This is a genomic window from Kosakonia sp. H7A (genome assembly GCF_003028445.1).
Lineage (GTDB): Bacteria > Pseudomonadota > Gammaproteobacteria > Enterobacterales > Enterobacteriaceae > Kosakonia > Kosakonia radicincitans.
This window is the reverse complement of record NZ_PYTZ01000004.1, coordinates 163,553-177,486: the sequence shown is the minus strand read 5'-3', so window position 1 is coordinate 177,486 and position 13,934 is coordinate 163,553. Positions and strand designations below refer to the sequence as shown.

The following is a 13,934-nucleotide window of genomic DNA, read 5'->3' as shown; positions in this document are numbered from 1 at the left end:
TGCAAAGGGCAGTATTTTATTGCCCTTTTATTTTCTCTTTTTTCCTCTATTTTTCATGCCTGAGTGGTCTAATCTTTACTTATCTTCTGTTTTTTTCGCGCTGAAATGTAAATTTTGACCGTTTGGTCCACTTTCTTGTGCCAGGATCGCCTATCCCGAAGTTTTCTTGCTACGAAAGCGTTTTCGTGGCTGGTTTTTTTGATCTTTTTGTCTGTTAAATCCAGTAATGAAGGGCAGTGGCGTAAAAGACTAAGAAAAATATGTGAGAAAAGTTGACTTTTAACCTACATCTCTCCAGAATGCCGCCGTTTGCCAAAAATCCACGGCCAGCAAATTTGCATTGATTCATCATCTCGATATGAATTAATATGCAAATAAAGTGAGTGAATATTCTCTGGAGGACGTTTTGATTAAGTCAGCGCTATTGGTTCTGGAAGACGGAACCCAGTTTCACGGTCGGGCCATTGGGGCAACGGGCACGGCAGTTGGGGAAGTCGTTTTCAATACTTCAATGACCGGTTATCAAGAAATCCTCACTGATCCTTCCTATTCCCGCCAAATCGTCACTCTTACTTATCCTCATATCGGCAATGTCGGCACCAACTCCGCTGACGAAGAATCCTCTCAGGTACATGCGCAAGGCCTGGTCATTCGCGACCTGCCGCTGATTGCCAGCAACTATCGCAATACTGAAGATCTCTCTTCTTACCTGAAGCGCCATAACATTGTGGCGATTGCCGATATCGATACCCGTAAGTTGACGCGTTTGCTGCGCGAAAAAGGCGCGCAAAACGGCTGCATTATCGCTGGCGATAATGTCGATGCCGCAGTGGCGCTGGAGAAAGCGAAAGCATTCCCGGGCCTGAACGGAATGGATCTGGCAAAAGAAGTGACGACAGCGGAAACCTACAGCTGGACGCAAGGCAGCTGGACGCTGGCAGGCGAACTGCCACAGGCGAAAGCGGCGAGCGAATTACCGTTCCACGTTGTCGCTTACGACTACGGCGCGAAACGTAATATTCTGCGTATGCTGGTCGATCGCGGTTGCCGTTTAACGGTCGTACCGGCGAAAACCCCGGCGGCAGACGTACTGAAACTCAATCCGGACGGTATCTTCCTTTCCAACGGTCCTGGCGACCCGGCGCCGTGTGATTACGCGATTGAGGCGATTAAAACCTTCCTCGAAACGGATATTCCGGTGTTCGGCATCTGTCTTGGCCATCAACTGCTGGCACTGGCGAGCGGCGCGAAAACCATGAAGATGAAATTCGGCCACCACGGCGGCAACCATCCGGTAAAAGATATTGATAACAATACTGTGATGATCACTGCGCAGAACCACGGTTTTGCCGTAGATGAAGCCTCAATGCCTGCCAATTTGCGGGTGACGCACAAATCGCTGTTCGACGGAACGCTGCAAGGCATCCATCGCACCGACAAACCGGCGTTCAGTTTCCAGGGCCACCCGGAAGCCAGCCCGGGGCCGCACGATGCCGCACCGCTGTTTGACCACTTTATTGAGCTCATTGAGCAGTATCGCAACACCGCCAAATAATCAGGAGAAGAAGAGCCATGCCAAAACGTACAGACATAAAAAGTATCCTGATCCTTGGCGCTGGTCCGATTGTTATCGGCCAGGCGTGTGAGTTCGACTACTCCGGCGCGCAGGCGTGTAAAGCGCTGCGTGAAGAGGGTTACCGCGTTATCCTGGTGAACTCCAACCCGGCGACGATCATGACCGACCCGGAGATGGCGGACGCCACTTATATCGAGCCTATCCACTGGGAAGTGGTACGCAAAATCATCGAAAAAGAGCGCCCGGATGCCGTGCTGCCAACCATGGGCGGTCAAACCGCGCTGAACTGTGCGCTGGAACTGGAACGTCAGGGCGTGCTGGAAGAGTTCGGCGTCACCATGATTGGCGCGACCGCTGATGCGATTGATAAAGCCGAAGATCGCCGTCGTTTCGACATCGCGATGAAGAAAATCGGTCTCGACACCGCGCGTTCCGGTATCGCACATACCATGGACGAAGCGCTGGCCGTCGCGGCTGACGTGGGTTTCCCGTGCATCATCCGTCCTTCCTTTACCATGGGTGGCACCGGTGGCGGCATCGCCTATAACCGTGAAGAGTTTGAAGAGATTTGCGCCCGCGGGCTGGATCTCTCGCCAACCAATGAGTTGCTGATTGATGAATCGCTGATTGGCTGGAAAGAGTACGAGATGGAAGTGGTGCGTGATAAAAACGACAACTGCATCATTGTCTGCTCCATTGAAAACTTCGACGCCATGGGGATCCACACCGGTGACTCCATCACCGTGGCGCCAGCACAGACCCTGACCGATAAAGAGTACCAGATCATGCGTAACGCCTCGATGGCGGTACTGCGTGAAATCGGGGTGGAAACCGGCGGCTCCAACGTACAGTTCGCGGTGAACCCGAAAAACGGTCGTCTGATTGTGATTGAAATGAACCCGCGCGTATCCCGCTCTTCTGCGCTGGCCTCGAAAGCGACCGGCTTCCCGATTGCGAAAGTGGCGGCCAAGCTGGCGGTAGGTTATACGCTGGATGAATTGATGAACGACATCACTGGCGGCCGTACTCCAGCGTCGTTCGAACCGTCTATCGACTACGTTGTGACCAAGATTCCGCGCTTCAACTTCGAGAAATTTGTCGGTGCCAATGACCGTCTGACCACGCAGATGAAATCTGTCGGTGAAGTGATGGCCATTGGCCGCACGCAGCAGGAATCAATGCAGAAAGCGCTGCGCGGTCTGGAAGTGGGCGCAACCGGTTTTGACCCGAAAGTGAGCCTTGACGATCCGGAAGCGCTGACTAAAATCCGCCGCGAACTGAAAGATGCAGGCGCAGAGCGTATCTGGTACATCGCTGATGCATTCCGTGCTGGTCTCTCCATCGACGGTGTGTTCAACCTGACCAATATTGACCGCTGGTTCCTGGTGCAGATTGAAGAGCTGGTGCGTCTGGAAGAGCAGGTTGCTTCGGTGGGCATTAACGGTCTGGACGCTGACTTCCTGCGCACCCTGAAACGTAAAGGCTTTGCCGATGCGCGTCTGGCGAAACTGGTTGGCGTGCGCGAAGCGGAAATCCGCAAACTGCGCGATCAGTACGATCTGCACCCGGTCTACAAACGTGTGGATACCTGTGCGGCAGAGTTCGCCACGGATACGGCCTATATGTACTCCACTTATGAAGATGAGTGCGAAGCTAACCCGAGCCAGGATCGCGAAAAAATCATGGTGCTGGGCGGCGGTCCAAACCGTATCGGCCAGGGCATTGAATTCGACTACTGCTGCGTACATGCATCGCTGGCGCTGCGTGAAGACGGTTACGAAACCATCATGGTTAACTGTAACCCGGAAACCGTTTCGACCGATTACGACACCTCTGATCGCCTCTACTTTGAGCCGGTGACCTTCGAAGACGTGCTGGAAATCGTTCGCGTTGAGAAGCCGAAAGGCGTCATCGTGCAGTATGGCGGACAGACACCGCTGAAACTGGCGCGTGCGCTGGAAGCTGCAGGCGTGCCGGTTATCGGTACCAGCCCGGATGCGATTGACCGTGCGGAAGACCGTGAGCGCTTCCAGCAGGCGGTTGACCGCCTGAAGCTGAAACAGCCAGCGAACGCCACCGTCACGGCGATTGAGCAGGCTATAGAAAAGGCGAAAGAGATTGGTTACCCGCTGGTGGTGCGCCCATCCTACGTGCTGGGCGGCCGCGCGATGGAAATCGTCTATGACGAAGTCGACCTGCGTCGCTACTTTATGACGGCAGTCAGTGTTTCCAACGATGCGCCGGTTCTGCTTGACCGTTTCCTCGATGATGCGGTGGAAGTGGATGTCGATGCCATCTGCGATGGTGAAATGGTGCTGATTGGCGGCATCATGGAGCACATCGAACAAGCGGGCGTTCACTCCGGCGACTCCGCCTGCTCTCTGCCGGCTTACACACTGAGCCAGGAAATTCAGGACGTCATGCGCCAGCAGGTGCAGAAACTGGCGTTCGAGTTGCAGGTGCGCGGTCTGATGAACGTGCAGTTCGCGGTGAAAGACAACGAAGTTTACCTGATTGAGGTGAACCCGCGTGCGGCGCGTACCGTACCGTTCGTCTCCAAAGCGACCGGCGTGCAGTTAGCGAAAGTGGCGGCGCGCGTGATGACAGGCAAAACGCTGGCGCAGCAGGGTCACACCAAAGAGATTATCCCGCCGTACTACTCAGTGAAAGAAGTGGTGCTGCCGTTTAACAAGTTCCCTGGCGTTGACCCGCTGTTAGGGCCAGAAATGCGCTCTACCGGTGAAGTGATGGGCGTCGGGCGCACCTTCGCTGAAGCCTTTGCCAAAGCGCAGCTCGGCAGCAACTCGACGATGAAGAAATACGGCCGCGCACTGCTCTCTGTTCGCGAAGGCGATAAAGAGCGCGTGGTGGATCTGGCGGCTAAGCTGCTGAAACAAGGCTTCGAGCTGGATGCAACCCACGGCACAGCGATTGTGCTGGGCGAAGCCGGTATCAACCCGCGCCTGGTGAACAAAGTGCATGAAGGCCGTCCGCACATTCAGGATCGTATCAAGAATGGCGAGTACACCTACATCATCAACACCACGGCAGGCCGTCAGGCGATTGAGGATTCCAAACTGATTCGCCGCAGCGCGCTGCAATACAAAGTGCATTACGACACCACGCTGAACGGCGGCTTCGCCACCGCGATGGCGCTGAATGCGGATGCCACCGAGAAAGTGATTTCCGTGCAGGAAATGCACGCGCAAATCCGCAAGTAAGCCTGACACCGGCCCGTTTCGCGGGCCGGTTTCCTTTCCTGACTTCTAAGTTCTGTAGGCCTGATAAGCGAAGCACCATCAGACCTGCAATCTTCAGAGTGTTCTGCATTTTCCCACGCTTACAGAGCGTTAACCTAAAATGGGTTAACAGACGAATGAAATTCACTGAAAAGCAGGGAGATAACCATGCAAATGAACAAACTTCTGATGACGTCGATTTTTACTGCCGCAACGCTGTTTACCGTGGCTGGTTGTTCTTCAAATCAGGCTGTTCGCACCACGGATGGCCGCACCATTGTGACCGATGGTAAACCGAAGGTGGATGATGACACCGGGATGGTTTCCTATAAAAATGCCGAAACCGGTAAAACCGAGCAGATTAACCGCGACCAGGTGAAAAACATGAGTGAGCTGGATAACTGATCCGGCTTGCTGTGAGAAAGAGTCCCGCTACGGCGGGACTTTTTTTATGCGTTTATTTTCAGCAGCGCCGCGTCGATTTTCACCACGATTTTACGTAGCGGGGCGGGCGACGTCAGGCTGCACATCGGGCGGTGCAGCTCCAGCGGGAAGATAATTGCCAGTTCTTCAGGCTGTAAATGGATCAGTGTCTCGCTGGCAATGTGCTGACAAAAACCGAGATCGTAGGCGTCATTAAACGGCTCGCTAAGTTCAAGCGGCAAGCCGTCCACACCCGCGCCAACCACCTCTTCACCGTCTAATACAATATGGATATCAATATATTGGCGATGAAATTCCGGGCGCTGCTCAGCCAGCGGCTTGGTATGTCCTTCAACCACTGAGAAGAAAACGCTGTCGCCCTGCAACGGATATTTTCCCGCCGCCAGCGAGTGCGGTTTCTTATCGAGAATGGCCTGGAGCGTCTGGCGAATAATCGCCGGATAGAGTGGATTCACCGCGCCAGCGGATAAGGTATCAATGATCATGCGGGAACATCCTGGTTAACGTAGTTTTGTAACAGGGAAAGGCTTTGCGAAACGATCGTAGCTACCGGCGGTGCGATATCCACCGCCAGAATGTCGGGTTCGTCATCAGCGGGAACTTCCAGCGCGGCGAACTGACTTTGCAGCAGCGCTTCGGGCATAAAATGCCCCTGACGCTGGCGCATTCTCTCCAGCACGCAGGTGTAATCGCCCCTGAGCCAGAGAAAACAGAGATTGTTGTTCCCCTGGCGAAGCTGGTCGCGATAGCGTTTTTTCAGCGCAGAGCAGACCAGCACACCAGATTCATTTTTCTGTTCCAGACTAAAAATAACGTCGGAAACGCGTTCCAGCCACGGCAGGCGATCGTCATCATCCAATGCCTGGCCCGAGGCCATTTTACGAATGTTCTGTCGGGGATGCAGATCGTCACCATCGATAAACTTCGCCTGCATTGCCTGCGCAAGCGCCAGACCTACCGTGCTTTTCCCGGTACCGGAGACGCCCATTAAAATCACGCACTGACCAGCCATCATGCGCTCCTTATACCGCGACCAGCATACCGCCATCGACGAACAGTAAATGCCCGTTAACGAAGTCGGAGGCTTTAGAGGAGAGAAACACCGCAGCGCCAACCAGCTCCTGCGGATCGCCCCAGCGTGCGGCAGGGGTGCGTTTGCATAACCAGTCGGTGAACGCTTTGTCATCCACTAACGCCTGCGTCATGGCAGTTTTGAAATAGCCTGGCGCAATACCGTTAACCTGAATATTGTGGCGCGCCAGTTCAACGCACATGCCGCGCGTCAGCATTTTCACTGCGCCTTTCGCGGCGGCATATGGCGTAATGGTGTCGCGGCCCAGTTCACTTTGCATTGAGCAGATATTGACGATTTTGCCCTGCTGGCGCGCCATCATGCGTTTAGCGACGGCCTGCGAAACCAGGAAAACAGCAGTCTGGTTGACGGCGATAACCGCGTTCCACTCATCCACCGGAAACTCGGTAAAAGGATGACGGCGCTGGATGCCCGCGTTATTGAACAGCACGTCGATGGCGCCGATATGGCATTCAATATTGTCAATCGCCTGCTCGACGGATTCGGCATCGGTCACGTTGAATACCGCGACATGCGCGGTTGCGCCTTCATCGCGCAGTTTCATCGCGGCCTGTTCGGCGCGTTCCGCCGAGATATCGTTAATAATGATTTCCGCGCCGTACTGCGCCAGCCCCTGCGCCATAACAAAACCGATCCCCTGACCTGAGCCGGTAATTAAAACGCGTTTGCCGTTTAAACTGAAAAGATCGTTCATTGGTATTTCCTGAGCGAATGATGTGGCCTCTATCTCACGGTTTTTACCCTGGCTGAACTGTGACGCAGATCACTCAAATCCATGTTACGAAAAGGGGTTACTTTTAGTGTGAAGCAAGGCGGAAAACTGAGGGCAATCCGGCGGTTAACCGCGCGTTGCAGCGCGGTTGGGCAATTCTCTTTTCCGGCGACAAGGGGCATAATAACGGGCTCGGGCTGGCGTCAGGACAGGTAGCAACCATGAAGGCACAACGTATTACTTTGCATGATATCGCTGCGCTGGCGGGCGTAACTAAAATGACGGTCAGCCGCTATCTGCGCACGCCGGAGAAGGTGAAGCCCGACACGGCCGAGCGTATCGCCAGCGTCATTGCTGAAGTGGGTTACCAACCCGACCCGGATAACCCGGCGATGTCTGCCAACGTGCTGCCGCGCATCGGCGTGCTGATCCCCTCTTTTAATAATCAAATCTTTGCCGACTTGCTCGCCGGGATTGAATCGGTCACTTCTGCGCAGGGCTACCAGACGCTGGTGGTCAATTATGACTACGACAGTCAGCGCGAGGAGGAGCAAATTGCTACGGTTTTAGCCTTTAATGTCAAAGGGTTGCTGCTTACTGAGTCGGTTCATAGTCTGCGGGCGGAAAAGTATCTGAAAGCGGCCAAAATTCCGATTGCCGAAGTGATGGGGCTGTCGTCGAATGCCGATCGGATCAATGTCGGTTTCGACAATATGAAGGCCGGTTTTGATATGACCACGATGCTGCTGGCCAGCGGCAAGCGGCGCATTATCTACTTCGGCTCGATGTCTGATGTGCGCGACGAGCAGCGTTATACCGGTTACTGCCAGGCGATGGAAGCGCAGGGTTTACCGGTCGGACGCATTGCGCCAAATAAGGTGTCCTCGATTTCTATCGGCACCGGCATGATGACACTGGCGCGGCAAATGTACCCGGATATGGACGGTATTTTATGTACTAACGACGACCTTGCCGTTGGGGTGTTACAGGAGTGCCTTACTTCCGGGATAAAAGTGCCTGCTGAGATCGCGATTGCCGGGTTCCACGGCCTGGAGATTGGGCAGGTTATCAGCCCGCGTCTGGCCAGCGTTTTGACCCCGCGATTCGAGATGGGAAAGGTCGCGACCGAAATCCTGCTCAAGAAAATCAAAGGCTTGCCAACCATTGAACACGTCGATTTGCACTATCGCCTGTCGATGGGCGAAACCATCTGAACCTTTCAGTCGCGCAGGCTGTTGTTAGTATTTTGTTGTGCTTATGTCGCCCCTTTTCAGGGGGAATGCGGCATTTTACCCGCGCCGATCACGAAGAAGGTAACACGCTTTTTTAACACCATTCAGCGTGATGAAGATCGCAAAAATACCCGCCGAAAACCCGTTTGATAAGACCCAGGACGTACTGAAACTTTCAAACAGGTATCACGATGAATACAAAAACTAACCAGACCGTACTGCTGATCGCTCCTGTTGTAGACAGCCTGCTCGATCGCCTTTCCACTGCTTTCACGGTGCATCGCCTTTATGAACAAGCTGACGCAGAGGCTTTTCTGCAACGTGTTGGCGCCGACATTCAGGTCGTCGTGACGCGGGGCGATATCGGCGTTACTCATCAGGTGCTGGAAGCCTTGCCGCAGGTGGGGCTGGTGGCGCTGTTCGGGGTAGGCACCGATGCAGTTGATCTGAACTACACCCGCAAACGCAATATTGCTGTCACCATCACTTCTGGCGTGTTAACGCAAGGAGTAGCCGATCTGGCGATGGGGCTGCTGCTGGCGGGGGCGCGTCAGCTCTGTCAGGGCGATCGCTTTGTCCGTGAGGGACACTGGTTAACCTCCGCGCCAGCGCTGGCAACGCAGGTCAGCGGCAAACGCATTGGCATCTTCGGTATGGGCAATATCGGCCAGGCCATCGCCCGTCGGGCCAGCGGTTTCGATATGGAGATCCTCTACAACGACCGGCAGCCGATTGCCGGGCTGGATTACCACTGGTGCGCAGATCTGCATACTCTCGCTCATGAGAGCGATTTTCTGGTGATTGCGGCTTCTGCCGGAGCAGCAAACCACAAACTGATCGACGCCTCGGTATTTAATGTGATGCCGAAACATGCCTGGTTAATTAACATCGCGCGCGGTTCACTGGTCGATGAAACGGCATTGATCCACGCGTTACAAAACGGTGTTATCGCCGGTGCTGGCCTGGACGTTTATGAAGATGAACCGAATGTCCCGGCAGCGCTGATCGCGCTCGACAACGTTGTACTGCAACCGCACGTTGCCAGCGCAACGCATGAAACCCGACAAAAAATGAGCGATGTAGTGTACGCCAACGTTGCTGCTTATTTTGCTCAGGCGCCGCTGCCCAATGTGATTGCCTGATCTTCACCTCTGCCTCAGAGAGAAAACATATGAACACTAAAATACCCGGCACGCGCTGGTGGCGGATCATTGCGCCTGTGCTTATTGCCTGCATTATTTCGTTTATGGACAGGGTTAATATCAGCTTCGCGCTGCCAGGCGGTATGGAAGCGGATTTAGGCATCACCAGCCAGATGGCTGGCGTCGCCAGCGGGATCTTTTTTATCGGTTATCTGTTCTTGCAAATTCCCGGCGGGCGTAGCGCGGTAAACGGCAGCGGCAAGCGTTTTATCGCCTGGTCGCTGCTGGCGTGGGCGGTGGTTTCTGTCGCCACCGGATTCGTAACGCATGAGTATCAACTGCTGGTACTGCGCTTTATCCTCGGCGTTTCCGAAGGGGGAATGTTGCCGGTGGTGCTGACGATGGTCAGCAACTGGTTCCCGGAAAAAGAGGTGGGCCGGGCGAATGCGTTTGTCATGATGTTTGCCCCGCTTGGCGGCATGCTGACTGCGCCGGTTTCCGGGGCGATCATCGCGGCGCTCGACTGGCGCTGGCTGTTTATCATCGAAGGGCTGCTTTCACTGGTGGTGCTGCTGGTGTGGTGGCGGCTGATCAGCGATCGGCCGGAAGAGGCGCACTGGCTGCCAGCCAGCGAACGCGAATATCTGGTCACCACGCTGGCGCGCGAGCGTGAAGCGCGGCTGGCGGAAGAGGCGGTCAGCAATGCGCCGGTAAAAGATGTGTTCCGCAATGCCGGCCTGATGAAGCTGGTGGTGCTCAACTTCTTCTACCAGACCGGGGATTATGGCTACACACTGTGGTTGCCGACGATCCTGAAAAATCTGACTGGCGCCAATATGGCCGGGGTCGGAGTTCTGGCGATCTTACCTTTTGTTGCCACGCTTGCCGGGATCTATACCATCTCGCTATTCAGCGATCGCAGCGGTAAACGTCGCGCCTGGGTGCGTCTCTCCCTGTACTGTTTCGCTGCCTCACTGCTAGCTTCGGTATTGTTACGCGAACATGTGGTGGCGGCTTATATTGCGCTGGTGATGTGCGGTTTCTTCCTCAAGGCGGCGACCAGCCCGTTCTGGTCTATTCCCGGAAGGATTGCCTCGCCGGAAGTGGCCGGTAGCGCGCGTGGCGTGATCAACGGTCTGGGCAATCTGGGTGGTTTCTGCGGCCCGTATCTGGTCGGCGTGATGATCTACTTTTACGGGCAGAATGTGGCCGTCTGCGCCCTGGCGGGTTCACTGATTATCGCCGGGACGATCACCTTCCTGTTGCCGAAGAAATGCGATCTGCAAGCCGATGATCGGGTTCTGGCCAGCACCGACGATCAGCCGCATCGCGCATAGCGGAGGGCACTATGACACTGGAACAACAGATCGCATTATGCGAAAGCCACCACGCCACGTTGCGCTTTGCGGCCTTCGATTATGCGGATGCCTGGACGCTGGGGAATGCGTTATACCAGGAGGCACTGCGCAACGATTATGCGCTGGCGATTGAGGTTCGTGTCAATCAACTGTGCCTGTTCAGCGCGCTAATGCCCGGCGCGACGGCAGAAAATGTGGATTGGGTGCGGCGTAAGCGTAATCTGGTGGATTTTCTCGGTATCAGCTCCTGGGCTGCAGGGTTGATGCTGCAATCCCGTGGTACGACGCTGAGTGAACGTTATGGCGTAGGTGCGCGAGACTATGCAGCATTTGGCGGCAGTTATCCGCTTTATCTGACCAGCGGTTGCCTGATTGGTACGGTGACGGTCTCCGGCGCGCCGCAGCGTGATGATCATAACCTTGTGCTGAGTACGCTGGCACAGACGCTGAATGTCGCGCCACTGACGCTCGTCCCTCCGATGTAACTCCCTTCACTGGCAGGCGCGCGGGTTGCGTCTGCCATTCCCGCACAGATTGTCGCTTTAAGCCTGATGATTAACTGTCTACACTCTCAAGCAAAAGAACGCAGTGAAAAACAGGTTGATCGATGATCCTTATAATTTATGCCCATCCTTATCCGCAGCATTCGCATGCGAATAAGCGAATGATTGAGCAGGCAAGGACGCTGGAAGGCGTCGAAATCCGTTCTCTCTATGAGCTATACCCTGACTTTAATATTGATGTGGCCGCCGAGCAGGAGGCGCTTTCTCGCGCTTCGCTGGTTATCTGGCAGCATCCGATGCAGTGGTACAGCGTTCCGCCGTTGCTGAAACTCTGGCTGGATAAAGTGTTGTCGCATGGCTGGGCCTATGGTCATGAGGGCACTGCGCTTAAAGGAAAAAACGTGATGTGGGCTGTGACCACTGGCGGCGGCGACCACCATTTTGATATCGGATCGCACCCCGGCTTTGATGTGCTTTCGCAGCCATTGCAGGCAACAGCGATTTACTGCGGGATGAACTGGTTACCGCCTTTTGCCGTGCACTGTACCTTTATTTGCGACGATGAAACCCTGCAGGCGCAGGCGCGTCATTACAAACAACGTTTGCTGGAGTGGCAGGAGGCGGCACATGGATAGCCATTCATTAATACAGGCGCTGATCTACCTGGGGTCGGCCGCGCTGGTTGTTCCCATCGCTGTACGATTGGGGCTGGGGTCGGTGCTTGGCTACCTGATTGCCGGTGGCATTATTGGGCCGTGGGGATTGCGCCTGGTCACCGATGCCGAATCCATTCTCCATTTCGCCGAAATTGGCGTGGTGCTGATGCTTTTCGTGATTGGTCTTGAGCTGGATCCGCAACGATTGTGGAAGTTGCGCGCCTCGGTGTTTGGCGGCGGCGCGCTGCAAATGGTGAGTTGTGGCCTGCTGCTTGGCGTGTTTTGCGCCCTGCTGGGGCTGGCGTGGCCGGTGGCGCTGCTGATTGGTCTGACGCTGGCGCTCTCTTCCACCGCGATTGCCATGCAGGCGATGAATGAACGCAACCTGACAGTTTCGCAGATGGGGCGCAGCGCCTTCTCGGTGCTGCTGTTCCAGGATATCGCGGCAATCCCGCTGGTGGCGATGATTCCGCTGCTGGCGGCCAGCGGCGGTGCGATGACGTTGAGCGCGTTTACCCTTTCGGCGCTGAAAGTGGTGGGCGCACTGGCGCTGGTGGTGTTGATTGGGCGTTATGTCGCGCGTCCGGCGCTACGCTTTGTCGCTCGCTCCGGGCTGCGGGAAGTGTTCTGCGCCGTGGCGCTGTTTCTGGTGTTCGGCTTTGGGTTATTGCTGGAAGAGGCGGGATTGTCGATGGCGATGGGCGCCTTCCTTGCCGGGGTGTTACTGGCCAGCTCTGAATACCGTCACGCGCTGGAAAGCGACATCGAACCGTTTAAAGGCCTGCTGCTTGGATTGTTCTTTATTGGCGTCGGCATGTCCATCGACTTCGGTACGCTGGTGACGCACCCGCTGCGTATCCTGCTGTTGCTGGTGGGTTTCCTGGTGATTAAAAGCGTGGTGCTGTGGCTGATCGCCCGTCCGTTACGTGTGCCGGGTAAACAGCGGATGTGGTTTGCCGCGCTGCTGGGGCAGGGGAGTGAATTCGCCTTTGTGGTGTTTGGCGCCGCGCAAACTGCACAGGTGCTCGATCCAGAATGGGCGAAAGCGCTAACGCTGACGGTTGCGTTATCAATGGCGGCGACGCCAGTCCTGCTGGTACTGCTGGCGCGGCTGGAAACTGCCGGTTCACAGCAGGAGCGCGAAGCCGATGAGATCGATGAAGAAGAGGCGCGGGTGATCATCGCCGGATTTGGTCGTTTTGGTCAGATCGCCGGGCGTCTGTTACTTTCCAGCGGCGTGAAAATGGTGGTGCTTGACCACGATCCCGATCATATCGAAACGCTGCGTAAATTCGGCATGAAAGTTTTCTACGGTGATGCCACGCGCGTCGATCTGCTGGAGTCCGCCGGTGCCGGGCGTGCTGAGGTGTTGATTAATGCGATTGACGATCCGCAGGCCAGCCTGCAATTGACTGAGCTGGCAAAAGAGCACTTCCCGGATCTGCGCATTATTGCCCGCGCTCGCGATGTCGATCACTATATTCGCCTGCGACAGGCTGGCGTCGACAGACCGGAACGTGAAACCTTCGAAGCGGCGCTGAAAACCGGGCGTCTGGCGCTGGAAGGGTTAGGATTAGGCCCCTATGAAGCCCGCGAGCGCGCCGACCATTTCCGCCGTTTCAATACGTCGATGGTGGAAGAGATGGCGCAGGTCGAGAATGATGCGCAGGCGCGCGCTGCCGTGTTTAAGCGCACCAGCGCCATGTTGACGGAAATCATCTCAGAGGATCGCGCACATCTTTCGTTAACGCAGCGTCATGGCTGGCAGGGAACGGAAGAGGGGCGGCATACGGACGATCCGGCAGACGAACCGGCGGTGAAACCGCAGGCGTGAACCTGTTCAGAGTGGTTTACGGGTAACGTTTTGAATTAAAGCGAGTGGAAAGCTGGCGGTGCAGCAACAGGTTGCGGTATCGCCAGCAGAATGAAAAATTTTCTTATCCTTTGCCTTGCCCCCCATCGACGAAAGATTGTGCTTT

General features: G+C 55.5%; 12 protein-coding genes. 9 read left to right on the top strand and 3 right to left on the bottom strand.

Annotated elements, in window-relative coordinates; genetic code table 11:
• Nucleotides 1-406: 406 nt before the first annotated feature.
• From carA to CWM66_RS15905, 3 genes are all read left to right on the top strand, one after another.
• The gene (gene carA / locus CWM66_RS15915) at nucleotides 407-1,555 is read left to right on the top strand and encodes a glutamine-hydrolyzing carbamoyl-phosphate synthase small subunit (protein ID WP_035886544.1); all 1,149 of its coding nucleotides are present in this window, start codon (nucleotides 407-409) and stop codon (nucleotides 1,553-1,555) included.
• A gap of 17 nt (nucleotides 1,556-1,572) precedes the next feature.
• Nucleotides 1,573-4,797 (top strand): carbamoyl-phosphate synthase large subunit, encoded by a 3,225-nt coding sequence (carB, locus tag CWM66_RS15910; protein ID WP_007373094.1) that lies wholly within the window; start codon nucleotides 1,573-1,575, stop codon nucleotides 4,795-4,797.
• Between the two features lie 192 nt (nucleotides 4,798-4,989).
• On the top strand, nucleotides 4,990-5,220 hold the full coding sequence (locus CWM66_RS15905; RefSeq protein WP_035886663.1) for a YgdI/YgdR family lipoprotein: 231 nt from the start codon (nucleotides 4,990-4,992) through the stop codon (nucleotides 5,218-5,220).
• Nucleotides 5,221-5,264: 44 nt separating this feature from the next.
• Here CWM66_RS15905 and CWM66_RS15900 read toward each other — a convergent pair whose 3' ends face one another.
• The 3 genes from CWM66_RS15900 to idnO are packed head-to-tail and all read right to left on the bottom strand — an operon-like array spanning nucleotide 5,265 to nucleotide 7,046.
• Nucleotides 5,265-5,744, bottom strand: a complete 480-nt coding sequence (locus tag CWM66_RS15900; RefSeq protein WP_007373096.1) for a YhcH/YjgK/YiaL family protein — start codon at nucleotides 5,742-5,744, stop codon at nucleotides 5,265-5,267.
• Nucleotides 5,741-6,271 (bottom strand): gluconokinase, encoded by a 531-nt coding sequence (locus CWM66_RS15895; protein ID WP_007373097.1) that lies wholly within the window; start codon nucleotides 6,269-6,271, stop codon nucleotides 5,741-5,743. The genes CWM66_RS15900 and CWM66_RS15895 overlap by 4 nt, the downstream gene beginning before the upstream one ends.
• 10 nt (nucleotides 6,272-6,281) lie before the next feature.
• Nucleotides 6,282-7,046: a gluconate 5-dehydrogenase gene (gene idnO, locus CWM66_RS15890; RefSeq protein ID WP_035886542.1), complete on the bottom strand. Its 765-nt coding sequence runs from the start codon at nucleotides 7,044-7,046 to the stop codon at nucleotides 6,282-6,284.
• A 239-nt stretch (nucleotides 7,047-7,285) separates the two neighbouring features.
• On the opposite strand from idnO, the gene CWM66_RS15885 reads away from it, so the two are divergent.
• The 6 genes from CWM66_RS15885 (at nucleotide 7,286) to kefC (ending at nucleotide 13,789) form a co-directional block, all read left to right on the top strand.
• Nucleotides 7,286-8,278, top strand: coding sequence for a LacI family DNA-binding transcriptional regulator (locus tag CWM66_RS15885; protein WP_007373099.1), 993 nt, complete (start codon nucleotides 7,286-7,288; stop codon nucleotides 8,276-8,278).
• Between the two features lie 209 nt (nucleotides 8,279-8,487).
• Nucleotides 8,488-9,438, top strand: coding sequence for a 2-hydroxyacid dehydrogenase (locus CWM66_RS15880; RefSeq protein WP_035886541.1), 951 nt, complete (start codon nucleotides 8,488-8,490; stop codon nucleotides 9,436-9,438).
• 29 nt (nucleotides 9,439-9,467) lie between these two features.
• Nucleotides 9,468-10,775, top strand: coding sequence for an MFS transporter (locus tag CWM66_RS15875; protein ID WP_007373102.1), 1,308 nt, complete (start codon nucleotides 9,468-9,470; stop codon nucleotides 10,773-10,775).
• An 11-nt stretch (nucleotides 10,776-10,786) separates the two neighbouring features.
• On the top strand, nucleotides 10,787-11,281 hold the full coding sequence (locus CWM66_RS15870) for a heme-degrading domain-containing protein (RefSeq protein ID WP_007373103.1): 495 nt from the start codon (nucleotides 10,787-10,789) through the stop codon (nucleotides 11,279-11,281).
• Between the two features lie 122 nt (nucleotides 11,282-11,403).
• A complete protein-coding gene (gene kefF / locus CWM66_RS15865) occupies nucleotides 11,404-11,934 on the top strand; it encodes a glutathione-regulated potassium-efflux system oxidoreductase KefF (RefSeq protein ID WP_007373104.1) in 531 nt (176 codons plus the stop codon).
• Nucleotides 11,927-13,789 carry a glutathione-regulated potassium-efflux system protein KefC gene (gene kefC, locus CWM66_RS15860; protein ID WP_007373105.1) on the top strand — a complete coding sequence of 621 codons (1,863 nt, stop codon included), beginning with the start codon at nucleotides 11,927-11,929 and terminating at the stop codon, nucleotides 13,787-13,789. Before kefF ends, kefC begins: the two co-directional genes overlap by 8 nt.
• Nucleotides 13,790-13,934 lie beyond the last annotated feature (145 nt).

Coding starts and splice junctions, on each gene's coding strand:
- CWM66_RS15905 (WP_035886663.1), top strand. CDS start 4,990: ATGAACAAACTTCTGATGACGTCGATTTTTACTGCCGCAACGCTGTTT.
- CWM66_RS15895 (WP_007373097.1), bottom strand. CDS start 6,271: ATGGCTGGTCAGTGCGTGATTTTAATGGGCGTCTCCGGTACCGGGAAA.
- kefC (WP_007373105.1), top strand. CDS start 11,927: ATGGATAGCCATTCATTAATACAGGCGCTGATCTACCTGGGGTCGGCC.
- CWM66_RS15875 (WP_007373102.1), top strand. CDS start 9,468: ATGAACACTAAAATACCCGGCACGCGCTGGTGGCGGATCATTGCGCCT.
- CWM66_RS15885 (WP_007373099.1), top strand. CDS start 7,286: ATGAAGGCACAACGTATTACTTTGCATGATATCGCTGCGCTGGCGGGC.
- kefF (WP_007373104.1), top strand. CDS start 11,404: ATGATCCTTATAATTTATGCCCATCCTTATCCGCAGCATTCGCATGCG.
- idnO (WP_035886542.1), bottom strand. CDS start 7,046: ATGAACGATCTTTTCAGTTTAAACGGCAAACGCGTTTTAATTACCGGC.
- CWM66_RS15870 (WP_007373103.1), top strand. CDS start 10,787: ATGACACTGGAACAACAGATCGCATTATGCGAAAGCCACCACGCCACG.
- CWM66_RS15880 (WP_035886541.1), top strand. CDS start 8,488: ATGAATACAAAAACTAACCAGACCGTACTGCTGATCGCTCCTGTTGTA.
- CWM66_RS15900 (WP_007373096.1), bottom strand. CDS start 5,744: ATGATCATTGATACCTTATCCGCTGGCGCGGTGAATCCACTCTATCCG.
- carB (WP_007373094.1), top strand. CDS start 1,573: ATGCCAAAACGTACAGACATAAAAAGTATCCTGATCCTTGGCGCTGGT.